The sequence below is a fragment of the Massilia rubra genome (assembly GCF_011682065.1).
GTDB lineage: Bacteria > Pseudomonadota > Gammaproteobacteria > Burkholderiales > Burkholderiaceae_D > Telluria_A > Telluria_A rubra.
The window spans coordinates 87,073-112,710 of sequence record NZ_VUYU01000014.1 but is presented as its reverse complement, the minus strand read 5'-3'; the positions used below and the strand labels follow the sequence as shown (position 1 = coordinate 112,710).

Genomic DNA, 25,638 nt, shown 5'->3' with positions numbered 1-25,638 from the left:
GCGATGCTTGTTGCCTCCATGCCAGACGACACGGCGTGGTAAATAATCGCTTACAGACACGCAAGAGGTATTGACTAGAAACAAGCATTTCCGGGCATTTCTTGAAGGCCAGACACGGTCCAGCCAAATAGACTATAGTGATGCTTCGATACCTATTACTCGCTCAACATGAAATTTGACGTCGCTATTGTCGGCAGCGGACTGGCCGGTCTGTCGGTTGCCCTGCATCTTGCGCAAACGCGCACCGTGGCCATCATCTCCAAGCGGGCGCTGCTCGACGGAGCCAGCAACTGGGCCCAGGGCGGCATCGCCGCGGTGCTCGACTCGGGCGACAGCCACGCCCAGCACATCGACGACACCCTGGTGGCCGGCGGTGGCTTGTGCGACGAAGCGGCCACCCGCTTCATCGTCGAACACGGGCGCGAAGCGATCGAATGGCTGATCGACCAGGGCGTGCCGTTCACGCGCGACGCGACCGCCGAAATGGGCTTTCACCTGACCCGCGAAGGTGGCCACAGCCAGCGCCGCATCATTCACGCGGCCGACGCCACCGGCCACGCGGTCCAGGTCACGCTCGAGCAAAAGGTGCGCGCGCATCCGAATATCAGCCTGTTCGAGCAGCACTGCGCGATCGACGTGATCACCTCCGATAAACTAGGGCCGAAGCCGGCCGCCGCCAGCGCCGGCCAGCCGCATTGCTACGGCCTGTACGTGCAGGATGAAAAAACCGGCCAGGTGCTGACCTTCGAAGCCGAGCACACGGTGCTGGCCACCGGCGGCGCCGGCAAGGTGTATTTGTATACGACCAACCCCGACACCGCGACCGGCGACGGCATCGCCATGGCCTGGCGCGCCGGCTGCCGCGTCTCGAACATGGAATTCATCCAGTTCCACCCGACCTGCCTGTATCACCCGTACGCCAAGTCCTTCCTGATCACCGAAGCGATCCGCGGCGAAGGCGGCCTGCTCAAGCTGCCGCCGGAAGCGGGCGCCGCCGCCGGCACGCGCTTCATGCCGATGTATGACGAGCGTGGCGAACTGGCCCCGCGCGACGTAGTGGCGCGCGCCATCGACTTCGAGATGAAAAAGCGCGGCCTCGATTACGTCAATCTCGATATCAGCCACCAGTCGCCGGAATTCCTCAAGGAGCACTTCCCGACCATTTACGCGCGCTGCCTGGAGCTGGGCATCGACATCACCAAGGAACCGATTCCGGTGGTGCCCGCGGTTCACTTCACCTGCGGCGGCATCGTCACCGACCTGGCCGGGCGCACCGACGTACCGGGCCTGTACGCGGTCGGCGAAACCGCCTGCACCGGGCTGCACGGCGCCAACCGCCTGGCCAGCAATTCGCTGCTCGAATGCCTGGTGGTCGGCCGCGCCTGCGCGCACGAAATCGCCGCCATGCCAAAAGGCGAAACGCGCGACCTGCCGGCCTGGGATGAAAGCCGCGTCACCAACGCCGACGAGGAAGTCGTGATCGCCCATAACTGGGACGAACTGCGCCGCTTCATGTGGAATTACGTCGGCATCGTGCGCACCACCAAACGCCTGGAACGCGCCCAGCACCGCATTGCGCTGCTCAAGGAAGAAATCGACGAGTACTACCGCAACTTCCGCATCACGCACGATTTGCTGGAACTGCGCAACCTGGTCGATGTGGCCTCGCTGATCGTCAACAGCGCGCTGACAAGGCGCGAGAGTCGTGGCCTGCATTTCAGCCGCGATTATCCGAACACCTTGCCGAAGGCCTTGCCGAGCGTGCTCACCCCTCCACGCCGTTAACGTCGTTCCCGCGCAGGCGGGAATCCAAGTTACGGTGAGTTTTCGATGGCTCGTCGAACTTGGGTTCCCGCCTGCGCGGGAACGACGGTAGCTCATGAACCAAAAACTGTCCCCCTCCACCATCGGTTTGCTGACCCTGCCCCCGCTTCTGTGGGCAGGCAACGCCATCGTCGGGCGCCTGGTGCGCGAGGCGGTGCCGCCGATGACGCTCAACCTGCTGCGCTGGTCGATCGCCATGCTGATCCTGCTGCCGCTGGGCCGTCGCCTGTTCGCCAGCGATGCCCTGCGCGGCAACTGGCGCCGCTTCGCCCTCCTCGGCCTGCTCGGCATCGGCCTGTATAACTCGCTCCAGTACCTGGCCCTGCAAAGCTCCACCCCGATCAATGTCACCCTGGTCGCCGCCGGCATGCCGGTCTGGATGCTGGCCATCGGCGCACTGTTCTTCGGCGTCAAGGTCGGGCGCCAGCAAGTCATCGGCGCGGCCATGTCGATCGTCGGCGTGCTGGTGGTGCTGTGCCGGGGCGACTGGAACCAGCTGGCCGCCATGCGCCTCGTCGCCGGCGACCTGTACATGATCCTGGCGACCATCGCCTGGTCCTTCTACAGCTGGCTGCTGACGCAGCAAAAAGATCCGCCCGCCGTGCGCGCCGACTGGGCCGCCTTTCTGCTGGCCCAGGTCATCTACGGCGTCATGTGGTCGGGCCTGTTCGCCGGCGTCGAATGGGCCGGCGGCGCAGTAGCCATCCACTGGAGCTGGACCGTTTGCGCGGCCCTGATGTATGTCGCCATCGGCCCGGCCATCATCGCCTTCCGCTGCTGGGGCGCGGGCGTGCAGCGCGCCGGACCGAGCGTGGGCGCCTTCTTCACCAACCTGACCCCGCTGTTCGCGGCCATGATGTCGTCGGCCTTCCTGGGCGAACTGCCGCACCTGTACCACGGTGTCGCGTTTGCGCTGATCGTGGGCGGGATCGTGTTCTCGTCGCGCCGCAAGGCCGGGTAGAATCAGGTTCATGAAGACACTTCCTCTCAGACTCACGCCGGGGCAGGACTTGCGCGCGGCCCTGGCCGGCGTGCTGGCCGAACAAGGCGCGCAGGCCGGCTTCGTCTTGCAGGGCATCGGCAGCCTGCGCGGCGCGCGCCTGCGCCTGGCCGGGGCGCTTGAGGCGACAGATCTGCAAGGCGACATCGAAATCCTCACCCTGGCCGGCTCGCTCTCGCCGGACGGCCCGCACCTGCACATGGCGCTGGCCGATGCCGCCGGGCGCGTGCTGGGCGGCCACGTGCTGGCCGGCTGCACCATCCGCACCACGGCCGAAATCCTGATCGCCCTGCTGCCCGGCCACCGCTTTGCGCGCGCGCCCGACGCCGCATCCGGCTTCGATGAACTGGTGGTGCATTCGCATGACTGCTGACGGCGACGCGCTGGTGGCATTTGTGGAGCGCCACCGGCGCATCCTGGTCTTGAGCGGCGCCGGCATGAGCACCGCCTCGGGCATTCCCGACTACCGCGACCGCGATGGCGTGCGGCGCGGTAAAACGCCGGTCCAGGGGCCGGAATTCCGCAAGATGGAGGCGGTGCGCAAGCGCTACTGGGCGCGCAGCATGGTCGGCTATCCGGCCTTGTCCGCCGCCGCGCCGAACGCCGGCCACGTCGCGCTGGCGGGCTTGCAAGCGGCCGGACGGCTGGGCGCTTTGATGACCCAGAACGTCGACGGCCTGCACCAGCGCGCCGGCAGCGCCGATGTCCTTGAACTACACGGCAACATCCACAAGGTGGTGTGCCTGGACTGCCACGCCGGTTTTTCGCGCAGCTTTGTGCAGGAGCAGCTGGTCGAGGCCAATCCGGCGCTGGCCGGGGCCGTGGCCACGCCCGCGCCGGACGGCGACGCCCACCTCGAACCCGATGCGCTGGCCGAATTCCACCTGCCTCACTGCGTGCATTGCGGCGGTACGCTCAAACCCGACGTGGTATTTTTCGGCGACGGCGTGCCCGCCGACGTGACGCGCGATGCGCTCGAACGGATGACGGACGCCGACGCCCTGCTGGTCATCGGTTCCTCGCTGGTGGTCTATTCGGGCTTTCGATTCTGTCGCATGGCGTTCGAGACCGGCAAGCCGATTGCCGCCGTCAACCTTGGTAAAACCCGCGCCGACGAGTTGATGTCGCTCAAAATCGAAGCCGGCGCAGAAATGACCTTGCCCATCTTGTTCAGCCGTTTAGCATAAAGCACCATTGCCTGAATGGAATCAAACCGCTATAATTGAGAATAATTCTCATTCAACAGCCAGCCACCGGATCGTTCAGCCAGCCATTGCACTCTTCTCAAGGATGGCTCCATGGCGCACAACGCACCTGTCGGCCCGGCGTACGCCGGCGCCGCGCACTGTAATCCCCTTCCGCTGGTCGCAGCGGTCCGCTCGGCCCTGATGTTCGCCGCATTGGCCGCTCCCGGCTCGCTGGCGTTCGCCAGCGACGTCGCCGACGATGCCGCCGCAGCCGTGGCCATGCCGGTCATCACGGTCGACGGCAAGAAGGAAGACAACGGCTACGTCGCCCGCCGCAGCGGCGCCGGCACCAAGACCGACACCGCGCTGATCGAAACGCCGCAGGCGATCACCGTCATCCCGCGCGAGCGCTTCGAAGAACAAGGCGCGCTGACGCTGCGCCAGACCTTCAATTACAGCGCCGGCCTGCTGTCGAGCTATTTCGACAGCCGTGCCGACGCGGTGACCTCGCGCGGCGGCGACCCGGCCATGCTGCAGGACGGCGTGCAATTCGACTTCGGCAGCTACAACACCACCCGCGCCGATCCCTACACCCTCGAGCGGGTGGAAGTGCTGCGCGGACCCGCCTCGGTCCTGTACGGCCAGGGTGGCATCGGCGGCGTGGTCAATCTTGTTTCCAAGCGTCCGCTGGCCAACTCGCAGCGCGAAGTCCAGCTGCAGATCGGCAGCCACAGCCGCAAGCAGGTATCGCTCGACGTTAACCAGGTGCTCGACCGCGACGGCCATTGGATGGCGCGCGTGGTGGCGGTGGGCCGCAACAGCGGCGCCCAGGTCGACCATGTGGACGACGACCGCACCGTGCTGGCGCCTTCGCTCACTTGGGCGCCGGACGCAAACACCTCGCTCACCGTGCTGGCCCTGCACCAGGAAGACAAGAGCGGGTCGCTGATCGGATTTTTCCCGTGGCAAGGCACGCTGCTGCCATCGAAATACGGACAAATTCCGACCTCGACCTTCGTCGGCGAACCAGGCTGGGACGCTTATGACACCAAACAGAACTCGCTGGCCTACCTGTTTAGCCACCGCTTCAACGACACCGTCAGCCTGCGCCAGACCGCACGCAAGAGCCGCAGTGAAGTCGACTACCGCACCGCCTACACCAGCTTTACCGCCGTGCCCGAGACCGGACGTCCGGGCAGTCCCGTATTCAATGCCGACCAGCGCACCATCAACCGCGACCTGGTACAGCAGCTCAACAAACTCGATACGCTGTTGATCGATACCCAGGTCGAAGCATCCGTCGACACCGGCGTGTTCAAGCACACAATCCTGGTCGGCGCCGACATGCAGCGCATCGAAACGCGCCTGGCGCGCGGCGACGGCGTGGCCGCACCGCTGGACCTGTATGCGCCGGTGTACGGCAACTACACCGCGCCGGCCGCACTGGTGCAGTCGCCCGCCACCACGCTGCGCCAGAAGGGCGTGTATGTGCAGGACCAGATCAAGTTCGGCCCGCGCTGGGTGACGGTGCTCGGATGGCGCCACGATAGCGTCAGCACCGACGTGACGGGGCGTCCCTCCGAGCGCGCCGACGACAGCGCCAACACCAAGCGCGCCGGCCTGCTGTATGTGGCCGACGGCGGCTGGTCGCCCTACCTCAATTACGCAGAATCGTTCCAGCCGGTCGGCGGCGTCGACGCCTACGGCAAGTCGTTCCGTCCGCAGCGCGGCAAACAGTGGGAAGCCGGCCTGAAATGGCAGCCTCCGGGCCGCAACCTGATGACCACCCTGGCCGTGTACGACCTGCGCGACACCAACCGCCAGACGCGCGATCCGGCCAATCCCCTCAACAGCATCCAGGTCGGCGAAGTACAGGTGCGCGGGCTGGAACTGGAAAGCGCGGGCAGCCTGGGGCGCCACTGGGACTGGACGGCCGGCTATGCCTACACCGACGCCACCGTCTCGCGCAGCAACGGGGTCGACCTGGGCAAACGCCTGAACGGCATACCCAAGCATAATGCCGCGACCTGGCTGACCCACCGCTTCGCTATCGCCGGCCAGGAAGGATTCAGCGCAGGCGCCGGAGCGCGCTACCTGGGCGCCTCCACCGACGGGATGAACCAGCACGAGGTGCCCGACATCACCCTGCTCGACGCCATGCTCGCCTACAGCAGCGGACCGCTGCGGGTGGCGCTCAACGTCACCAACCTGGGCGACAAAGTCCAGATTTCGACCTGCCTGGCGCGCGGCGACTGCTTCTACGGCCAACGCCGCGCCGTCGCCCTGACCGCCCGCTACACTTTTTAAGCTTCTTTGACATGAACATGACTTTACATCCCCTCGCGCTGGCCGTCCGCTCGGCGCTCCTGCTGTCCATCGCCGGCGCGGCCCACGCCGCAGCTCCCGAAGCAGCGCTTGATGACGCTCCCGTCAGCGTCGTCGAAATCCGTGGCGACAAGGATGACGGCACCTCGTACGGCGCGCGCGCCGCCAGCACCGCCACGCGTTTTAACTTGTCGCTGCGCGAAACGCCGCAGTCGGTCACCGTCATCACGCGCCAGCGCATGGACGACATGAACCTGACCAGCATCGCCGACGTGCTGGTGCAAACACCCGGCATCACCGTGCAGGAGAACGACACCGAGCGCACCGGCTTCTCGTCGCGCGGTTTTTCGATCAGTAACTTCCAGGTCGACGGCGTGGCCGCCAACTACAGCTCGGGCAACAGCGCCCTGTTCGACACCGCGCTGTACGACCGCATCGAGGTGGTGCGCGGCGCGACGGGGCTGGTCACCGGCGCGGGAGATCCGTCGGCCACCATCAACATGGTGCACAAGCGCCCGACGCGCCAATTAAGCGGCTCGGCCTCGGTCAACGTGGGCTCGTGGGACATGCGGCGCGTGCAGGCCGACATATCGGCGCCTTTGAATGAAGCAGGAACGGTGCGCGCAAGCTTGATTGGCGTGGTGCAGAACCGCCATTCGCACCTGGACCTGTACAAGGAGCGCAAAATCGTCGCCGGCGTGCTGGTCGAGGCCGACCTGGGCCGCGACAGCCTCTTGACCGTCGGCGCCGACTACCAGCACAACACCCCGAAAGGCACGACCTGGGGCACCACCCCGATCTTCTTCAGCGACGGCACGCCAGCCAGGCTGCCGCGCTCCTTCAACGTGGCGGCCGAGTGGAGCAGCTGGGAACGCACCTACCGCAATCTGTACGCCAACCTCGCACACCGCATCAACGACGACTGGAAGGTGAAAGTCTCGTACAACCGGCTCGATTCGACTTCCGACGGCGCCCTGTTCTACGGCGGCAGCGGCTACCCGAACCGCGACGGCAGCGGCCTGAGCGCGTGGATAGGCGCTTTTCCATATGAAGAAACGCAGGATAACCTGGACCTGTACGCCAGCGGCGGCTTTACCCTGTTCGGCCGCAAGCACGAACTGGTCGCTGGCTGGAACGGCTGGCGCCGCGGGGGCGTGAGCCCTGCGGTCGCCACCGAAGATCCGTTGCCGTTTTCGCTGGCGATTCCTGACTTCCGCAACTGGACCGGCAAGGTGCCGCAACCGACAAGCTGGCGCACCGGCGCGAGCAGCGCAGCGGTGACGGAGCAGTCGGGCGCCTACCTGGCGGCGCGCCTGCGCCTGGCCGATCCGTTGCAGGTGATCGCCGGCGCGCGCCTGAGCACCTGGAAGACCCGTACCGACAACTTCAACACCAGCGGCGGATTTGTTAACGCCACCGGGCGCTACGCATCGAAGGACGTGCTCACGCCGTACGCCGGCGTGGTGTTCGACCTGGCCCCGAACACCTCGCTGTACGCCAGCTACAGCGACTTGTTCAAGCCGCAGAACTACAAGGACAAGGACAACAACTTCCTCGACCCGGTCACCGGCAGCAACGTGGAAGCTGGCGTGAAGGCCGAATTTTTCGGCGGCCGCCTGAACGCCGCCGTCGCCGTGTTCGAAGCGAAGCAGGACAACCTGGGCGAGGAAGACAGCTCGGTGCCGCAGGGTGTGTTCCTGGCGGACGGCAGCCGTCCGTACGTTTCGACCGGCAAGGGCACCAAAAGCCGTGGTATCGAAGCAGAGGTATCGGGCTCGCCGTTGACGGGCTGGCAGCTCGCGGCCGGCGTCACGCGCAGCACCTCGCGCAACGCCAAGAATGTCCTGGTCAACACGATCCAGCCGCGCGACATGGTGCGCCTGACCAGCACCTGGCGCCTGCCGGGCGAATGGCGCGATGTGACGATCGGCGGCGGCGTGAACTGGCAGAGCGAGATCTATGTAACGGCCACCAGCCCGGCCGGCAAGGTGCGCACCAGCCAGGCGGCGTACACGCTGCTCAACCTGATGGGCCGCTACCAGATCACGCGCCAGCTCTCGGCCGGCGTGAATATCAATAACCTGCTCGACAAAACCTACTACCGCAAGGTGGGGTTCTACAACGGCGGCTATTACGGCGAGCCGCGTTCGGTATCGGCCAACCTGCGTTATCAATACTAATCACAACAAGGACAAACCATGAACAAGCTCGCACGCTCCCTCCTCGCCACCTTGCTGTGCGGCGCTTTTGCCAGCGCCAACGCGCACCAGATCTGGATCGAACAGGATGGCAAGACCGCCTCCGTCTATTTTGGTGAATTCGGCGACAACCTGCGCGAAGCCTCGCCCGGCCTGCTCGACAAATTCGTCGCCCCAAGCGCCACCCTGGTCGGCGCCGGCGCCGACCGCACACTGAAACTCGACAAGACCGCCGGCGCCTTCGTGCTGTCGGCCCGCGCAGCCCTTGGCCAGAGCATCATCGCCGAAGAAGCGAACTACCCGGCCTTTGAAAAGAAAACCGGCGACACGGTCGTGCGCTCGATCTGGACCCCGGCCGCGCGCCTGGTCAACGGCAGCGCCGCGCAGCAGGCGCGCCTGACGCTCGACATCGTCCCGACCGGCAAGGCGGGCCAGTTCCAACTGAGCTACCAGGGCAAGCCGCTGGCCAAGACCAAGGTCGGCGCGGTGGCGCAATCTGGGTGGGCCAAGGAAGCGCAAAGCGACGAGCAAGGCATGGTCAACTTCGCCATGCCGTGGAAAGGCACCTACGTGCTTGAAGCGCACCACACCGACAAAACCGCCGGCCAGCGCGACGGCAAACCGTACGACGTGGCCACCTACGTCACCACCATGAGCATGGTGCAGACAGTGGGCGCCGCCGCCATCGCCGCGCCGGCGGCGGCCAAACCGAACGTCAATACGCCGTAACATGCGCCTGTCCGCCCCTCTCGCTTACCGGCTCGGCGTCGGCTCGCGCGCGCTCGCCGCCATCCTCGGCGGCTATCTGCTGGCGGCGGCGGCCAGCGCCCTGCTTGCGCTGCTGCTGCCGCGCGTGATCGGTACCGGACGCGCCGACGCCGTCATCGCCGCCACCCTGGCCTCGTTCGCCATCTACACCGGCGCCGTGATCTGGGTGTTCGCCGCCCGCAGCGCTGCGCGCGCCTGGCTTGGCCTGCTGCTGCCGGCGGCCGGCATGGCCGCCATTGTCTATCTTCTGTACCGGAACGTCCCATGAAAGAAAATCTTCGCCAGTCGATGGCCTGGCTGCACACCTGGTCCGGCCTGTTGACGTGCTGGGTCCTGCTGGTGATCTTCGCCGGCGGCACCGCCAGCTACTACCAGGAAGAAGTCACCTTGTGGATGGAACCGGAACTGCACGGGGTGGCCGCCAACAAGGCCAGCAGCGCCGACGCCGCCGCGATGGCCGTCAAGGCGCTGCAGGAACGCGCAGCGGACGCGCCGCGCTGGTTCATCAACCTGCCGACCGCGCGCAACGGGGCCGTGCGCATCGCATGGACCGCGCCGCCACCGCCCGAGGGCGCGCCGCGCAAGCGCCAGCGCCTCAAGTCGGCCCTGATCGATCCGGTCAGCGGCGCCACGCTGGCCGAACCGCGCGCCACGCGTGGCGGCGAGTTCCTGTACCGCCTGCACTTCGACCTGCACTACATGTCACCCCTGTGGGCGCGCTGGATCGTGGGCTTTTGCGCGATGTTCATGCTGGTGTCGATCATCAGCGGCGTGATCACGCACAAGCGCATCTTCAAGGACTTTTTCACCTTCCGGCCGAACAAGGGCCAGCGCTCCTGGCTGGACGCGCACAACGCCACGGCGGTGCTGGCGCTGCCGTTCCACCTGATGATCACCTACACCGGCCTGGTGACCCTGATGTTCATGTACATGCCGGGCGCCGCCCAGGTGGCGTACAAGGGCGACCGCGACAAATTTACCGAAGAAGTATTTCCGAGCGCGGGCAAGCCGGCCAAGACGCCGGGCGAGGCGGCCGCGCTGGCGCCGCTGCGGCCGATGCTGGAGCAGGCCGAGGCCCATTGGGGCGGCGGCGGCCACGCCGGGCAGATCACGGTCAATCATCCGAACCACGCCAACGCCAGCGTGTCGATCACGCGCGCGGGCGGGCGCGATCTGTCGTACAAGCAGCCGGCGATGCAGTTCGACGGGGTCACTGGCGCCAGGCTGGCCAGCGCGGGCGAGCAGCTGGCGCCGCCGGCGGCGACGCACGGCGTGATGTACGGCCTGCACGTGGCGCGCTTTGCGGAGCCGCTGCTGCGCGCGCTGTTCTTCATTTCCGGCCTGGCCGGGTATGCGATGGTGGCGACCGGCGCCATCCTGTGGGCGGTCAAGAGTCGCCAGACGCAGGCCAAGGCGCTCAAGGCCGGTGCGCGCATCGGTTTTGGAACGCGCCTGGTGGAGGCGTTGAATATCGGCGCGATTGCCGGTTTGCCGATTGCGATGGCCTGCTACTTCTGGGCCAATCGCCTGCTGCCGGTCGGGATGGATAAACGGCCGGAGAACGAAATCGCCGCCTTCTTCGCGGCCTGGGGCGCCGCCGCGCTGCTGGCGCAGATCAAGCCGGATCGCGCAATGTGGCGCTTGCAGCTGGCCGCCGGGGCGCTGCTGTTCGGCGCGATCCCGCTGCTCAATGTGTTGACGACCTCGTCGCACCTTGGCGTGACCCTGGTCGACGGCCCGAGCGCCGTGGCGTGGTTCGATATCACGGTGCTGGCACTGGGCCTGCTGCTCGGTTACGGCGCGCTGCGACTTGGGCGCGGCGGGGTCAAGGAAGCAAAAACAGCGGCGGTCAACGCAGCGCTCGAGGTGGCATCATGAGCGGCGTATTGTCTATGGTGGCGGTGTTCGCGCTCTGTCATGCCGGCTTCGGTGCGCTGAGCGTGGCGATGCAGCGGCACTACGCCGACATGCACGGTCGCGGGCAGGAAGCGCCGCCGGCGTTGCGGCGGCGCTTGCAGGCTGCCGGCGCGAGTGCGCTGGCGCTGGCGTTTGCCGCCGCGGTGCTCAAGGGTGGCGCCGGGCACGGCACCTTGACATGGCTGGGCGGGATGACGACGGCGGCGCTTGCGCTGATGATGCTGCTGACCTACGCGCCGCAGCGGGTGGCGCGGCTGGCGCAGGCGGCCGGCGCTATCGGGATGATCGCGTTCTTGCTGGGCGGGCTCGTTTAGCAAGCGCGCAAGGCGCTTGGCACCCCCTGGGCTACAATCGAACCCGACATTCTTAACGTGCGGAGTTCATGATGAAAACATTGTTTGTGGTGATGGCGTTCCTGCTCGCCGGTTGCGTTTCCAAGCCGCAGGGAATCGAACCGGTGGCCAATTTCGATTCGGCCAAATATCTCGGTAAGTGGTACGAAATCGCGCGACTCGATCATTCCTTCGAGCGCGGATTGAGCCGGGTCACGGCCGATTACAGCATGCGCGATGACGGCGGCATCAAGGTGATCAATCGTGGCTATAACGCCGAGAAGAAGGAATGGAAGCAGTCCGAAGGCAAGGCGTATTTTGTCGAGAAACCGGACGTCGGCTACCTGAAGGTGTCGTTCTTCGGTCCCTTTTACGGTTCCTATATCGTGTTCGACCTGGAACGCGACAATTACGGCTATTCGATGATCAGCGGCCCGGACAAATCGTATTTCTGGCTGTTGTCACGCACCCCCACAATGGATGAGGCAACAAAAAAGCGCCTGGTCGGTCAAGCCCAGGCGCTCGGTTTCGATACCTCGAAACTGATCTACGTCGATCAGTCCGCAGTCAGTCAATAATCCGCAGCGAGAAATCGGTGGCCTTGATGTCTTTGGTCAGGCTGCCGATGGAAATACGATCGACGCCGGTTTCGGCAATCGCCCGCACACTGTCCATATTCACACCACCAGACGCTTCCAGCAGCGCGCGGCCGGCATTGAGTTCGACCGCGTGGCGCATTGTCGCCAATTCGAAATTATCGAGCAGGACCGAGGTGGCGCCGGCGTCCAGCGCTTCGCCCAATTGGGCCAGGGTTTCCACTTCAATTTGAATCGATACGCCAGCATCCAACGCCTGGGCGGCGGCCAGCGCCTTGCTCACGCCGCCGGCGGCCGCGATATGGTTTTCCTTGATCAGGATGCCATCATAGAGCGCCATGCGCTGGTTCTTGCCGCCGCCGACCCGCACCGCGTATTTTTGCGCCTGGCGCAAGCCCGGCAGGGTTTTGCGCGTATCGAGGATGGCGGCCTTGGTGCCTTCGACGACCTCGACATAACTGCGCGTCACGGTCGCCACGCCCGACAGCAATTGCATGAAGTTCAGCGCGGCGCGCTCGGCCGTCAGCAAGGCGCGCGGCGGCGCTTCGATGGTGCAGACCACGCTGCCGGCGTTCATCAGGTCGCCTTCGGCATATTGCCAGTCAACATCGATACTCGGATCGAGGGCCAGCATCACGCCTTCGAACCACGGGCCGCCGCAGAGCACGGCTTCTTCGCGCACGATGACGCGGGCGCGCACGCGGGTGTCGTCCGGCACCAGTTTGCCGGTCAGGTCGCCGCTGCCGACGTCTTCCAGCAAGGCGGCCAGCAGGTTCGATTCGAACGCGGTTTGCAGCGCCGCATCAAAGACGGCGTAGGGATTTCGTAAATTACTCATGCTGGGCCTACTCCGGAAAACAGGGTTGCTTCATTGGCCAACGGGCTGGTCGGCAAGGCTTTGGCTTTTTTCGCTGCGGCGAAGTCGAGCATGCGGTCGATGGCGCGCACGGCTTCCTTGCCCACTTGCGGGTCGACATGGATTTCGTTGCTGCCGCTTTCCAGCACATCGGCCAGGTTTTGCAGACCGTTCATGGCCATCCAGGGGCAATGCGCGCAGCTCTTGCAGGTGGCGCTGTTGCCGGCCGTTGGTGCTTCGATGAAATGCTTGCCCGGTGCGGCGGCGCGCATCTTGTGCAGGATGCCGTTATCGGTGGCAACGATGAAGGTGGTGGCGTCCATCGTTTGCGCGGCATTGATCAGCTGCGTCGTGGAGCCGACCACATCGGCCAAAGCCACGACATTGGCGGGCGATTCGGGATGGACCAGCACGCGCGCCTCGGGATGCTCGGCCTTGAGCAGCTCGAGTTCGATGCCCTTGAATTCATCGTGCACCAGACAGGAACCCTGCCACAGCAGCATGTCGGCGCCGGTTTGCTTTTGAATGTAGGAACCGAGGTGCTTGTCCGGCGCCCACAGGATTTTCTTGCCCTGCCCGTGCAGGTGGGCCACGATGTCCAGGCCGATGGACGAGGTCACCATCCAGTCGGCGCGGGCCTTGACGGCGGCGCTGGTGTTGGCGTACACCACCACCGTGCGGTCGGGATGGGCGTCGCAAAAGGCCGAGAATTCGTCGGCCGGGCAACCCAGGTCGAGCGAACAGGTGGCGTCCAGGTCGGGCATCAGGATGCGTTTTTCGGGGCTGAGGATCTTGGCGGTCTCGCCCATGAAGCGCACGCCGGCGACGACCAGCGTCTTTGCCGGATGATCGCGGCCGAAGCGCGCCATTTCGAGCGAATCGGAGACGCAGCCGCCGGTTTCCTCGGCCAGGTCTTGCAAGTCGCCATCGACGTAATAGTGGGCGACGAGCACCGCTTCGCGCTCTTTCAGCAGGCGCTTGATGCGCTCCTTGAGTGCGGCTTTTTCGGCGGCGGACGGCGTGGCCGGGGCGCGTGCCCAGGCTTGCGCGGTGCAGCTCAGGCCGGCTTGGGGATGCTCGTATTCAATGGATTTGATAGGGAGAATATTCATATCGGTACTATCTCACAAGAGAAGATTCGTTGCAGGGAGTACCCGCCGAATGACGCGCGGGCACCTGGGTGCCCGCTGCGCCACACAGGATCAACGGGGCGCCAGGGCCCCGCTTTCACTCTTAGTCGATGCCCTGGCTGGTCAGGTAATCTTCGTAGTTGCCGCGGTAGTCGACGATTTCGTTTTCCTTGATTTCGAGGATGCGGTTGGCCAGCGACGAGACGAATTCGCGGTCGTGCGAGACGAAAATCAGGGTGCCGGTGTATTTTTCGAGCGCAATGTTAAGCGACTCGATCGATTCCATGTCCATGTGGTTGGTCGGCTCGTCGAGCAGCATGACGTTGTGGCGGCCGAGCATCAGCTTGCCGTACATCATGCGGCCTTTTTCACCGCCGGACAGCACGCGTACCGATTTCTTCACATCGTCGCCGCCGAACAGCAGGCGGCCGAGGATCGAGCGCACGGCCTGGTCGTCGTCGCCTTCCTTGGTCCACTGGCCGATCCAGTCGGTGAGGACGGCGTCGGTGGCGAATTCTTCGGTCGGATCTTGCGGCATGTAGCCGACGTTGGCGTTCTCGGCCCACTTGACCCTGCCGGTGTCCGGCTGCAAACCGGTCAACTCGGCGCCGATCGAGCGCAGCAAGGTGGTTTTGCCGGCGCCGTTGGCGCCGATGATGGCGATGCGCTCGCCGGCTTCAACCATGATGCTGAAATTCTTGAACAGCTGACGGTCGTACTTCTTGGAAATGCCTTCGACTTCCACCGCCAGGCGGTGCAATTTCTTCTCGGCTTCAAAGCGCACGAAGGGATAGGCGCGCGACGACGGTTTGATGTCGTCGACCTTGATCTTGTCGATCTGCTTGGCGCGCGATGTGGCCTGGCGCGCCTTGGACTTGTTGGCGGCGAAGCGGCGCACGAAGTCTTGCAACTCGGCGACTTTTTCCTTGGCCTTGGCGTTGTTGGCCAGTTGCTGGTTGCGCGCCTGGGTCGAGGCGAACATGTACTCGTCGTAATTGCCCGGATACACCTTCAAGGTGCCGTAATCCATGTCGGCCACGTGCGTGCACACCTGGTTCAGGAAGTGGCGATCGTGGGAAATGATGACCATGGTCGAATTGCGGTCGTTGAGCACGTCTTCGAGCCAGCGAATCGTGTTGATGTCCAGATTGTTGGTCGGCTCGTCGAGCAGCAGGATGTCGGGATTCGAGAACAGGGCCTGCGCCAGCAGCACGCGCAGTTTCCAGCCCGGGGCCACGGCGCTCATCGGCCCCTGGTGCTGGTCGATCGAGACGCCGGCGCCGAGCAGCAGTTCGCCGGCGCGCGCTTCGGCCGAGTAGCCGTCGTATTCGGCAACCTTGCTTTCGAGCTCGGCCGCGTGCATGTAGTCGTCGTCGGTCGCTTCCGGGTTGGCGTAGATGGCGTCGCGCTCGGAGATGGCGTTCCACAGCTCGGTGTGGCCCATCATCACCACGTCGAGCACGCGCATGTCTTCAAACGCGAACTGGTCCTGGCGCAATTTGCCGAGGCGCTCGTTGGTGTCGAGCATGACGTTGCCGCCCGATGGCTCGAGGTCGCCACCGAGGATCTTCATGAAGGTCGACTTGCCGCAGCCGTTCGCGCCGATCAGGCCGTAACGGTTGCCGTCACCGAATTTGACGGAGATGTTCTCAAACAGCGGCTTGGCGCCGAACTGCATGGTGATATTTGCTGTGGATAACATGCGTGATGGGTCTCTTGCGAATGGAAACAGGCGCTGGGCGCGAATCGGCCATTATACAATATGCGCCGCCCGCCACTGCCGGCAGGAGCGAAAAACGCGGCCGGAGGGCACAGTCGTCGCCGACCCGCTTGACCACGAGGAAAACACGCCGCCGACTTTGCGCTGGACAGGGCTGCGCGTCGGGCGCGATGGCGACGCCACCGGCGCTTGCCTGGCCACGCGCCTGCCTGGCCAGCGCCCCTCCTCGGTGGCGCCAGTATTGATCGCTAGTATTGATGTATGTCGATTTCGATGAGCTTGCCCGCCGCATCATAATAGAGAACGAGATAATCCACGTCAGCCCCGATACCGCTGCAATAGCCGAGCGGGTATTGGTCTTTGTTGTCGTGGCCGTCAGGCGCCTTGCCGAGAAGTTCAAGCACCCGTTCGCGCTGCATGCCAACCCTGATGACCTTATTGACGATATCGTCAGCCATGCCACCCCGCATGCAATTGGACAGATCGTAATCGGTCATCGGCGCTTTCCATATTGTCGGATCGAATTTGTCGCCGTTAAAAGGCGACAATATCGCGCCCAGCACTTTGAAAATTCCAATGAGCAGAACGATCCATAACACCAGGAGGATGATTTTCTTTGCCGTGCTTGAAATGACCATGTATTTACCGATCTGGCGTTGTGTTTGAACATGCGCGGTTTTGGGTGCTAACGGCGGCCGACTGTCCGCTTGGTGTAGGCCAGCATCATCGCAATGTTGCCATTGAACTACTTCATGTCAAACGTCGTCAACGCTTGATTTGTAAGTTTTATCGTCACCGCATCGCGCCCCGCCCAGCAAGCAGAGGTCGGGGAAATTTTCCTGCATTCGGTCGAACCCGGGCGTGAAATGGCTGTCAAAAACAGATCAGACGGCCTTATGACTCAACGCGGAGGAGAATGCGTCATGCCGACATTATTTGCGTTCCTATTTTCATCCCTTGCCATCGTCATGTCCTTACCCGCGATGGCTTCCGGCACTGTCAATCTTGACGAACCTGGCGCCCTGGCGCGGCTTGAACGCGGTAATCCTGCGCATGCCCGTTCCATTGGGCAGATTTTGCAAGCAGCGGCCAAGTTCACACCGCGCCATCTCGCGCAATGGATGAGAACCAGCTTCGATGCAGACATGGCGTCGACGCAACTGATGAAGACAAGCGACCCACCCCAGTCCAGGCTGTCATTCAAGCTTGGCGATACGCAATACAAGGCGACCGTCACGCTCGATGCGGTCGGCGCCCTGCGCGTGCCGGCGGGCTGAGGTGACTTTGAAGGGCTGAAACCGTCAAGCCGGCGCGGACGGGGCTCGCTTGATGCCGAAGTCGCTCGCCTTGATTTTTGCCATCCGCCCACCACTGGATCGAACTTGTCGCTATCAAATGGCGGCAGTATCGCGCTGATCACCTTGAAGATGGCAACGAGCAGATGAGCGATAGCATCGCGCTAAAAATGCTTCCGGACTTGCTTGAGATGATCAGACATACTAGCCCGCAATCGCTTGAACGCGGCTGTTGGATTTCGTTTTGTGGAGGTTGACTGCGCAGATCATGAACACGCCGAGGAGCATCATGGCATAGCTTGATGGCTCAGGAACCGGCGACGCCGTGCGTACCGATAGCGACGTGAGGACCGCATTTGTGCGAAACACGTCGGTGGAATTGGGCCCGCGGTAGCTGTACACGAGGGTCGCCATGTCCGCACGACTCAGATCAAGTGAAGATGGCAAGCGCGTGCTCGTGAGCAGACTACCGTTGGCCTGCCAAAGAGCGAATGTCAACGATTCGCTTCTGCCAGTATTCGGGTCCAAATTGTAGTTATTGAACACAAAAGAATCGGCACGGCCGACTGCGCCATCGGTAATTTCAATACTCATGCCGCCTGCCTGAGGTTTCGCAGTAAAGCCATACCCGGACTGATCAACCTTGATCGTGGCGAGGTTCCTGGTAGCGCCATTGGTCGAATTAGCGTATTCGGTATAAACCGAATTCGGGCTCTGGTAAGGAAGGTGGAGGGATGCGGGCGTGTCCAGGTCGATCGTGAAAGAGCCGCGCATTGTGTAACCGACCTCAATCGTCGTGTTATTGAACGAGATTGATTGCAACGAATCCACATAGGTGCCATGGTTCGTGAAATGCAGCGCTCCATCGATTTTAGCGGTGTAGTCGAAAGTGACCATCTCGGCACTGGCATTAGACGCTGCCAGCAAACCTAAAGTAAATGCCGCAATGTAAAATTTCACCTGATCTCGTTTGTTAGTTAACAAGCTTGTCATTAGACTATTCAAAACAAATTCCGTCAACGCATCATTTGTAAGTTTCTCATCCACTGACGCTGGCATGGTGCCGAGCGCTGATGGAGACGGAAATTTTGGTATCGCGCCGAACCGCGTTGGCGGAAAAATGTTAAACACCGATGTAGCGCTGCAGCGTTGTGTTCGACAGAGAGGAATGGCTTACGGTTAGCGACAAGCAGTACCTGGGGTCCATGAGGCGCGATTCTATCAGCGCCTATGGTGAAGGTGACGCTTGCCGGCTGACATACGGATCAATCCGGCGCGCGCTTGATACCGAAATCGCTCGCCTTGATTTTTGCCATCCGCCCATCCGGGTGGTGCCAGACGATGCCTTCGATAAGATGCTCGCTCAGGTACTCGCGCAGGGCCGCGAAGTTGCGCGGGCAGTCCGGCAACTCATCTTTGCCGTGCGGAACGAGGATATGCTCCGTCAGCCGTTCCGGATTAGCGCCATGGCGGGTGCCGATTTTCGGGCCGCAGACTTCATATGTTCCGTCAGGCACCGCCCCGCCGCCAAACAATTCGCGCATGCCCCATGCAATACCCTCGTTGATGCGCGCCGAATCCGGCCCCACCGCAGGCACCCAGCCCGGCCAGTGACCGGTGGCGTCGTCGGCCGCCGGTTGGGCCGGCATGAAGTCGGCTGGCGGCGTGCGTCCGGCCTTGGCGTCGTAGCGTTTGTAGACAAGGCCCTCGGCGACCATGACTGCCATGCCATCCCACTTGCGGGTCGCCATGCCTTCGCCAGCGGCGACCCACGCGGCGGCCGGAACGACCTCGTCGCGCACTTGGCGGTCGCCATCGTAGTTACGTTGAAACAGAGAGACGATTTTCTTCATACGGTCCTATTCTGGCGCGATAATCGGCTCGCGCCTGCCTTGGTTAATGGATCGGATAGCTGTGTTTATGCATATACCGATCCGATTAAGGCGCAAGAAACGCACTATATTTACATCATTTTGTTGCATAGACAGAAGGATTGACACTTTTATCATTGTTCCGGCTATAATTTCGCGCAGCAATAGCACAATTACGCGTCAGGCTATCGCACCAACTTATTCGGAATATTCTATGCGAATCATATTAAGCAGCGCACTTGTCGCACTGGCGGGCGGCGTCTCCATGCCGGCATCAGCGGTGGAAAACGGACCTGGCGTCTACGCCGGCGTTCAACTCGGCCAGGCATCCTCGTCGAATGACCGGTTTGAACGCGACGATTTGTCGATCGGCCTGCGCACCGGCTACCAGATCAACAAGCACATCGGCGTCGAGCTATTCCGCAATTCGCTCAGTTTCGTCGAGATCGGCTATGGCTTCCGCCGCGACGAGCCTGCCCACCCGGAAGAGCATTACGGCATCGCTGTCACGGGCGCCTTTCCTTTGAGCGAACGCTTCGACCTGACCGGCCGCGCCGGCATCGGCCGCACCAAGATGCATGCGGTCGCGGTCGGCAAGAACGATTATAACGAAACCGATCCGAGCATTAGCGGCGGCGTGCGTTTTAATTTCAATCCGCACTGGTCGATGAACGCCGAAGCGATGCGCCTGACCAAAACCAAGGTAACGGTCATCTCGACCGGATTCCGCTATCAGTTCTAAACCGGTCAATACATAAGGGGACCTCGACAAGCTACTGCGCGACGCAGTTTTCGAGGTCCCCATAAGGGAGTGCAATGAACGAAGCACAAGAGCACATTATCGGTTTGGAAGAACAATTGCGGCTCGCCATGCTCGGCGCCGACGTCGACGCGCTCGACCGCCTGATTGCGCCGGACTTGCTGTTTACCACGCACATGGGCCAGGTCATCGGCAAGCAGCAAGACCTCGACATGCACCGCTCCGGCCTGCTGAAGTTCCGCGCGATCGAAGCGGGCGAGCGCATTGTCGCGGCGCACGGCCCGGTGGGCGTGATCTCGGCGCGCATGAACCTGGTTGGCAGTTTCGGCGAGTCGCAGTTCAACCTCGACCTGCGCTGCACACGCACGTGGCGCCAGGCCGATGACGGTCAGTGGCAAATCCTCGCGGGCCACATGAGCATCGCCTGAGCGGCCACGCGGTTCAGCCGCGCGCGGCGAAGCGGCGCCACACCGCCTCCATCGGCCCCTGTGTGTGGCGGCGCATCCACCAGCGGCTGAACAGGGCCTGCACCACCATCAGCAGCAGGCACACGCCGAGCAGTCCCGCATGCGACAGCAGCGCGCCGAGGCGCAGCCCGGTCCCTTGCAGCAGAAGGCCGAACAGCACGGACTGCGCCAGGTAATTGGTCAGCGCCATGCGCCCGACCGGCGCCAGCCAGCGCGCCAGGGCCGCCAGCACCGGTTCCGGCGCGCGCATCACCAGGGCCACGTAGCCGGCCGCCATGAAGGGTCCGGCCACTTCGACGAGAAACGAGACAAATGCCGCCATCGGCCCGGCCGCGTGCGGATCGATGGCGTCGCGCAGCGCGGCCCAACCCCACCACAGGTTCACCGGCACGCCCACCCACAGCGCGGCCAGCAGCACCCTGCCCCACACCGCGCGATGGCGCCCGGGCCGCGTGAGCCAGCCCAGGCGCACGCTGACCACGCCCATGAGGATCAGCAGCGCCACCTTGGGCAGGAAGAACAGCGAATTCGTCAGGTTGCCCCAGAAGTCGGACAGCCGCTCGCGCGCGATCGCGGCCAGCGTTCCCTCGCTGTACACCGCGTGCGTGCGCGCGATTTCGTCCACGCCCCAGGTAACCGCTTCGGGCGGCATGGTCATCAGCTGGTACGTCAGGTAGGCCATGAAGACCAGTACCGCGACATTGAGCACGGCCATCCGGCGCAGCGAGTCGACCACGCCCGACAGCCTGCGGCCGGCCTGCGTGAGGAGCCAGAAGCCGCAGATCGCGTACACGGTGAGAATATCGCCGAACCACAGAAAGGAGCCATGCAGCACGCCGCACCCGAGCAACCAGGTGACGCGCCGGCGATAGGTGGTCTTGATGCGATCGAGCCGCGGCCCCGGAAAATGCCGTCCTCCCGTCTGCAGCGCGAAGCCCGCGCCGAACAGGAATGCAAAGATCGGATAGAACTTCTGCTCCGCAAACGCGGCCACCACGAACACCACCAACTGGTCGAGCAGCGGCGCATGCTCGCCGATGACGCCGTAACGCGAGAAGTTATTCCCGATCGCGAAGCCCCACACGTTCACCAGCATGATGCCGAAGACGGCGATCCCGCGCAGCGTATCGATGCGCACCGAGCGCACTGCCTTCATTGGCGCATCCAGTCGCGCAGTTCGTAGTACCAGTAGGTCATCTGGGCGGCGGCCAGGCCGGCGCGGCCGCCGGCCGTCGGCAGGCCCCACGCGGCAAAGCGCGCCAGCGGAGCGCCGTCGCCGGCGATGGCGGCGGCGAGCACCTCGCCGGCCAGGGTGGTCGGCGCCACGCCATGGCCACCGAAGCCCATGCCGTACCACAGGCCATCGGGCAGGCGCCCGATCTGCGGCATCTGGTGGCGCGCATAGCTCATCATGCCGCTCCACGCATGCGTCACGCGCACGCCGGCCAGTTGCGGGTAGACCTTGAGCATATCCTGCTGCAGCAGGCGCGCGACGTCTGCGCCGCCGCGCTCGCGCACCGCGATGCGCCCGCCCCACAGCAGGCGCGTGTCGGGCAATGGGCGGTAGTAATCGAAGGCGAAACGGGTGTCGTAGACGGCCGCGCCGGTGCGCATTGCCGTTTGCAGGCGCTCGCCCAGCGGCTCGGTCACCATCACGTAGGTGGCGATCGGCAGCGCCGCGCGCGCCAGGCGCGGATGCAGTTTTTCGATGTAACCGCCGCAGCACACGACCACGTCGCGCGCGCGCACGCTGCCGGCGGCCGTGGTGACGAGCCAGCCCTCGCCGTCGGCGGCGATGCTGGCGGCCTTGCTGTGTTCATGCACGCGCACCCCGTTTTGCGCCAGCACGCGGGCCAGCCCCTGCGCATACTTGAGGGGATGGAAATGAAACGCGGCCGGCTCGAACAAGCCGCCGAAATAGCGCGTCGAATCGAGTTTTTCGGCCAACTGCGCGCGCGAGACGCGCTGCCATTGAACGCCCATCTTCTCCATCATGAAGCGCTGCTGCTCGTCGAGCAGGCGCGCATCGTCGAACCAGTTGGCCAGGTACACGCCTTCATGGCGGGCGTCGCAGTCGATGGCGTAGTCGTCGACGCGGCGGCGGATGCGATCGACCGCGTCGAGCGTCATCTGGTACAGGCCGCGCGCGGCATCGACGCCGACCTTGGCGATGATGCCGCGCTCGCCGAGCGAAAAACCGCCGAAGACAAAGCCGCCGTTGCGTCCGGAGGCGCCGTGGCCAACGCGCTGGGCGTCGAGCAGCACGATATCGCGCACGCCGCGCTCCATCAGGCCGATGGCGGTCGCCAGGCCCGCAAAGCCGGCGCCGATGATGCATACCGCCGCATCATGCGGGCCGGCCAGCGCGGGATACGCCTGGCCGGGCGACGTGGCCCGGTAGTAGTCGTGCGCCGCCAGGTCCTCAGGCATGCGCGATGGTCGGATAGTCGCTCATGGTCAGCGTGAAGCCGGCGGCGTCGGAAACCAGCTGCGCGCGCGCGCCGAACGGAATCGTCACGCGCTGCGGCGTATGCCCGAATTGCAGGCCGGTGAGCACGGGAATCGGCAGGTTGGCGCGCAGGTAGGCCAGCATGGCGTCAAAGTCGTAGCCATTGTCGGCCGGCGAGAGGCGGTAGCCCGAAAAATCGCCCAGCACCAGCGCCTTCTGGCGCGCCAGCACGCCGGACTGCAGCAGTTGCAGCAGCATGCGCTCGATCCGGTAAGGATGCTCGTTGATGTCTTCGACGAAAACGATGCCGTCGTCGATGCGCGCGAACCACTCGGTGCCCAGCAGCGAGATAAGCATGGCCAGGTTGCCGCCCCAGATCGTGCCTTCGACTTCGAGCTGCGGATTGCCGCTCACGCAGGCGCGCACGACATGGCGCGGGCCTTGCAGGCAGCGCCAGAAGTCGTGCTGCGTGAACGCCACCGGTTCGGCGGTCCCGAAGTCGCTGTAGAACATCGGCCCGGCATAGCTTTGCGCGCCGGTTTGCGCCATCAGGCCCATATGGAAGACGGTGAAGTCGCTGTAGCCGACAAAGATCTTGCCGCTGTCGGCCATGCGCGCGAAATCGATGCGCGGCAGCAGGCGCGTGAGGCCGTACTGGCCGCGCAGCGCCATGACCACCTGCACCCGCGGGTCGCTGGCGGCGGCGTTGAGCTGCGCCAGGCGCGCCTCGTCGGTGCCGCCGAAGCGCTGGAATACCTTGTCGGCCTCGAAGTAATTGTGGACGGTGTGGCCCTGCGCGATGAGGGAGGCGATGCCGCGTTCGATGACGGCATTGTCGCGGCCAAAGCCGCTCGGGGCGACGATGCCGATGCCGATGGGGGGGATGTTCACTGTTTTTCGAAAAGCCGCGCTGTGGAGTCGGGGCTTATCTTACCGTGCGCGTGCTCATCGATCAAGGCGAGCAGCCGTTCGATCAGTTGCGGCGGCAGGTCGTGGCCCATGCCCTCGATGACGTGCAGGCGCGCGCCGGGCACCAGGCGCGCCGTGTCTTCGCCGCAGGCCAGCGGCACCAGCGGGTCGGCCGCGCCGTGGATGACCAGCGTGCGCACGCGGATCGACGTGAGCAGTTCGCTGCGGTCGCCCGTTGCCACGATGGCGATCAGCTGGCGCGCCAGCCCGCCGGGACACAGGTTGCGCCTGATGGCGTGCGCGATGCGCTCGCGCAGCAGGCGTTCTGGGGTGGGATAGGCGGGGCTGCCGATGACGCGCATGGTGTGCACCATGTGGCTGACCAGGCTGTCAAGGTCGCGCGTATTGCGCGGTGGACGCATCAGCAGCGCGCGCGCTTCTTTGCGCGGGCCGGGCAAGCCGCGGCGTCCGCTGTCGGACATGATGGACGTGAGGCTGATGACGCGCTCGGGATGGCGGGCCGCGAGGATTTGCGCGATCATGCCGCCCATGGAGGCGCCGACCACGTGGGCGCGCGCGATACCGAGGGCGTTGAGCACGCCGAGCGCGTCGGCGGCCATGTCGGACAAGGTGTAGGCGCTGCGCTGGGGCCAGCGCAGCAAGCGCTTGAGCCAGGCCAGCGACAGGCTCGGTGTGCCGGCATGCTCGAATTTGGTGGACAAGCCGCTGTCGCGGTTATCGAAGCGGATGACGTGAAAGCCGAGGTCGACCAGGCCGTCGACGAAATCGTCGGGCCAGGCGGTCAGTTGCATGCCCAAGCCCATGATCAGCAGCAACGGCGTGTCCTTGGGGTCGCCTGCTGTTTCGTAGGCGATCCGGATCCCGTTGGCGGTAAGAATAGGCATGCTCAGGCTGAAGGCGAGTGGTTGGTTAAGTCGCGTGACACGCGCCATGCATGCGGCGGAACAAGACTACGTGCATGGACGCGATTGAGCATACCATCTTTGCGGGGTGGCTGGCATACCATGCGTGTGGGAATGCCGGTCCTGCCAGGCTCCCGCATCCCCTATTGCGGCTGCGCACCCTGCGCGCCGGACAACGCCGGGTCGGCCGCCGCCTGCGCCGCCAGCCGCGCGGCCTGCGCCGCCTTGCGCCGCTCCGCAAAAAATGCGCGCAGCATGCCGCTGGCCTCATCGGCCATCACGCCCCCGACCAGTTCGGTGTGATGGTTCAACTTTTCCTGCTCGAACAAATTGAGCACCGAACCGCACGCGCCGGTCTTGGGGTCCGGCGCACCGAACACCACGCGCGCCAGGCGCGCATGCATCATCGCGCCCGAACACATCACGCAGGGCTCCAAGGTCACATACAGTTCGCATCCGGGCAAGCGATAGTTGCCCAGTTTTTCCGCGGCGGCGCGCAAGGCCACGATTTCGGCGTGCGCGGTCGGATCGTGGCGGCCGATCGGCTGGTTAAAGCCGGTGGCGATCACCTCGCCATCCTTGACCACCACGGCGCCCACCGGCACTTCGCCCAGGCTCCATGCATGTTGCGCCTGTTCCAGCGCCAGTTGCATGAAGGCTGGATCAGGCATCGGTAATCTCGGCCCAGCAATTCGGGGTTTCGTGCAGCACCAGCTTGTGCAGGTGCAAGCCCGTGCCGAAACGGTCGGTATAGGCCGCCTTGAGAATACCGAAAGCGATCTGCGCCAGGTTCTCGACGGTCGGAATGCGGTCGATCACCACCGTCTTGTGGCCCGGCAGCGAGGCCAGGAACTCGCGCACCTTGTCGTCTTTTTCGTAGACCAGGAAGGCATGGTCCCAGACATCGACCAGGTGTTCCTTGGCCAGCGCCTTGATGTCCGAAAAATCCATGATCATGCCATTGTCGGAGTTGCCCTCGGCCTGGATGACGGCGCCCGTGAGCGTGATTTCGAGCGTGTAACGATGCCCGTGCAGGTTGCGGCACTGGCTTTTGTGGTCGGGAATGCGGTGTCCCGCATCGAATTCGAGCTTGCGTGTAATCGTGAGCATG

General features: G+C 64.1%; 26 protein-coding genes. 14 read left to right on the top strand and 12 right to left on the bottom strand.

Annotated features, from left to right (window positions below):
* Positions 1-168: 168 nt before the first annotated feature.
* From nadB to F0185_RS20425, 11 genes are all read left to right on the top strand, one after another.
* On the top strand, positions 169-1,785 hold the full coding sequence (gene nadB, locus F0185_RS20475; protein WP_166893375.1) for an L-aspartate oxidase: 1,617 nt from the start codon (positions 169-171) through the stop codon (positions 1,783-1,785).
* Positions 1,786-1,879: 94 nt separating this feature from the next.
* The gene (locus F0185_RS20470) at positions 1,880-2,785 is read left to right on the top strand and encodes a DMT family transporter (protein ID WP_167227556.1); all 906 of its coding nucleotides are present in this window, start codon (positions 1,880-1,882) and stop codon (positions 2,783-2,785) included.
* Positions 2,786-2,795: 10 nt separating this feature from the next.
* Positions 2,796-3,197, top strand: coding sequence for a PPC domain-containing DNA-binding protein (locus F0185_RS20465; protein WP_166893379.1), 402 nt, complete (start codon positions 2,796-2,798; stop codon positions 3,195-3,197).
* Positions 3,187-4,011, top strand: coding sequence for an NAD-dependent protein deacetylase (locus F0185_RS20460; protein WP_167227554.1), 825 nt, complete (start codon positions 3,187-3,189; stop codon positions 4,009-4,011). The genes F0185_RS20465 and F0185_RS20460 overlap by 11 nt, the downstream gene beginning before the upstream one ends.
* 111 nt (positions 4,012-4,122) lie before the next feature.
* A complete protein-coding gene (locus tag F0185_RS20455; RefSeq protein WP_223164542.1) occupies positions 4,123-6,318 on the top strand; it encodes a TonB-dependent siderophore receptor in 2,196 nt (731 codons plus the stop codon).
* A 17-nt stretch (positions 6,319-6,335) separates the two neighbouring features.
* The gene (locus F0185_RS20450; RefSeq protein WP_167227552.1) at positions 6,336-8,516 is read left to right on the top strand and encodes a TonB-dependent siderophore receptor; all 2,181 of its coding nucleotides are present in this window, start codon (positions 6,336-6,338) and stop codon (positions 8,514-8,516) included.
* Positions 8,517-8,534: 18 nt separating this feature from the next.
* Positions 8,535-9,263 carry a DUF4198 domain-containing protein gene (locus F0185_RS20445; protein ID WP_167227550.1) on the top strand — a complete coding sequence of 243 codons (729 nt, stop codon included), beginning with the start codon at positions 8,535-8,537 and terminating at the stop codon, positions 9,261-9,263.
* Between the two features lies 1 nt (position 9,264).
* The gene (locus F0185_RS20440) at positions 9,265-9,570 is read left to right on the top strand and encodes a DUF3649 domain-containing protein (RefSeq protein WP_167227548.1); all 306 of its coding nucleotides are present in this window, start codon (positions 9,265-9,267) and stop codon (positions 9,568-9,570) included.
* Complete coding sequence (locus F0185_RS20435; protein WP_167227546.1) at positions 9,567-11,180, top strand: PepSY-associated TM helix domain-containing protein; 1,614 nt, start codon at positions 9,567-9,569, stop codon at positions 11,178-11,180. Before F0185_RS20440 ends, F0185_RS20435 begins: the two co-directional genes overlap by 4 nt.
* Positions 11,177-11,533 (top strand): DUF3325 domain-containing protein, encoded by a 357-nt coding sequence (locus F0185_RS20430; RefSeq protein WP_167227544.1) that lies wholly within the window; start codon positions 11,177-11,179, stop codon positions 11,531-11,533. The genes F0185_RS20435 and F0185_RS20430 overlap by 4 nt, the downstream gene beginning before the upstream one ends.
* Positions 11,534-11,604: 71 nt before the next feature.
* Positions 11,605-12,129 carry a lipocalin family protein gene (locus F0185_RS20425; protein WP_167227542.1) on the top strand — a complete coding sequence of 175 codons (525 nt, stop codon included), beginning with the start codon at positions 11,605-11,607 and terminating at the stop codon, positions 12,127-12,129.
* On the opposite strand, the gene nadC is transcribed toward F0185_RS20425, so the two are convergent.
* The 4 genes from nadC to F0185_RS20405 form a co-directional block, all read right to left on the bottom strand.
* Positions 12,119-12,985: a carboxylating nicotinate-nucleotide diphosphorylase gene (nadC, locus tag F0185_RS20420; RefSeq protein ID WP_167227540.1), complete on the bottom strand. Its 867-nt coding sequence runs from the start codon at positions 12,983-12,985 to the stop codon at positions 12,119-12,121. The two genes, F0185_RS20425 and nadC, sit on opposite strands and share 11 nt — an antisense overlap.
* Positions 12,982-14,115, bottom strand: a complete 1,134-nt coding sequence (gene nadA / locus F0185_RS20415; protein ID WP_167227538.1) for a quinolinate synthase NadA — start codon at positions 14,113-14,115, stop codon at positions 12,982-12,984. The genes nadC and nadA overlap by 4 nt, the downstream gene beginning before the upstream one ends.
* A 121-nt stretch (positions 14,116-14,236) precedes the next feature.
* Positions 14,237-15,835: an ABC-F family ATPase gene (locus F0185_RS20410; RefSeq protein WP_167227536.1), complete on the bottom strand. Its 1,599-nt coding sequence runs from the start codon at positions 15,833-15,835 to the stop codon at positions 14,237-14,239.
* A gap of 266 nt (positions 15,836-16,101) precedes the next feature.
* Positions 16,102-16,491 (bottom strand): hypothetical protein, encoded by a 390-nt coding sequence (locus F0185_RS20405; RefSeq protein WP_167227534.1) that lies wholly within the window; start codon positions 16,489-16,491, stop codon positions 16,102-16,104.
* 285 nt (positions 16,492-16,776) lie between these two features.
* Between F0185_RS20405 and F0185_RS20400 the strand changes: the two genes are divergently transcribed.
* A complete protein-coding gene (locus tag F0185_RS20400) occupies positions 16,777-17,130 on the top strand; it encodes a hypothetical protein (protein ID WP_167227532.1) in 354 nt (117 codons plus the stop codon).
* 222 nt (positions 17,131-17,352) lie between these two features.
* On the opposite strand, the gene F0185_RS20395 is transcribed toward F0185_RS20400, so the two are convergent.
* Positions 17,353-18,108 carry a PEP-CTERM sorting domain-containing protein gene (locus F0185_RS20395; protein WP_167227530.1) on the bottom strand — a complete coding sequence of 252 codons (756 nt, stop codon included), beginning with the start codon at positions 18,106-18,108 and terminating at the stop codon, positions 17,353-17,355.
* A 305-nt stretch (positions 18,109-18,413) separates the two neighbouring features.
* Entirely contained in the window at positions 18,414-19,001 is a 588-nt protein-coding gene (locus F0185_RS20390; RefSeq protein ID WP_167227528.1) for an RNA ligase 1 family protein, read from the bottom strand.
* Positions 19,002-19,233: 232 nt separating this feature from the next.
* Between F0185_RS20390 and F0185_RS20385 the strand changes: the two genes are divergently transcribed.
* Together F0185_RS20385 and F0185_RS20380 are read left to right on the top strand one after the other, a co-directional pair.
* Positions 19,234-19,761, top strand: a complete 528-nt coding sequence (locus F0185_RS20385; RefSeq protein WP_167227526.1) for a porin family protein — start codon at positions 19,234-19,236, stop codon at positions 19,759-19,761.
* Between the two features lie 74 nt (positions 19,762-19,835).
* A complete protein-coding gene (locus tag F0185_RS20380) occupies positions 19,836-20,207 on the top strand; it encodes a nuclear transport factor 2 family protein (protein ID WP_167227524.1) in 372 nt (123 codons plus the stop codon).
* Between the two features lie 13 nt (positions 20,208-20,220).
* Here the strand turns inward: F0185_RS20380 and F0185_RS20375 are convergent, their stop codons facing one another.
* From F0185_RS20375 to queD, 6 genes are all read right to left on the bottom strand, one after another.
* Positions 20,221-21,402, bottom strand: a complete 1,182-nt coding sequence (locus F0185_RS20375; RefSeq protein WP_167227522.1) for a DUF418 domain-containing protein — start codon at positions 21,400-21,402, stop codon at positions 20,221-20,223.
* Complete coding sequence (locus F0185_RS20370) at positions 21,399-22,676, bottom strand: NAD(P)/FAD-dependent oxidoreductase (RefSeq protein WP_167227520.1); 1,278 nt, start codon at positions 22,674-22,676, stop codon at positions 21,399-21,401. The genes F0185_RS20375 and F0185_RS20370 overlap by 4 nt, the downstream gene beginning before the upstream one ends.
* Positions 22,669-23,586, bottom strand: coding sequence for a muramoyltetrapeptide carboxypeptidase (gene ldcA / locus F0185_RS20365; protein ID WP_167227518.1), 918 nt, complete (start codon positions 23,584-23,586; stop codon positions 22,669-22,671). Before ldcA ends, F0185_RS20370 begins: the two co-directional genes overlap by 8 nt.
* Positions 23,583-24,509 (bottom strand): alpha/beta fold hydrolase, encoded by a 927-nt coding sequence (locus F0185_RS20360; protein WP_167227516.1) that lies wholly within the window; start codon positions 24,507-24,509, stop codon positions 23,583-23,585. The genes ldcA and F0185_RS20360 overlap by 4 nt, the downstream gene beginning before the upstream one ends.
* A 161-nt stretch (positions 24,510-24,670) precedes the next feature.
* Positions 24,671-25,198 carry a tRNA adenosine(34) deaminase TadA gene (gene tadA, locus F0185_RS20355; RefSeq protein ID WP_167227514.1) on the bottom strand — a complete coding sequence of 176 codons (528 nt, stop codon included), beginning with the start codon at positions 25,196-25,198 and terminating at the stop codon, positions 24,671-24,673.
* Entirely contained in the window at positions 25,191-25,637 is a 447-nt protein-coding gene (gene queD / locus F0185_RS20350; RefSeq protein WP_167227512.1) for a 6-carboxytetrahydropterin synthase QueD, read from the bottom strand. Before queD ends, tadA begins: the two co-directional genes overlap by 8 nt.
* Between the last annotated feature and the right edge of the window lies 1 nt (position 25,638).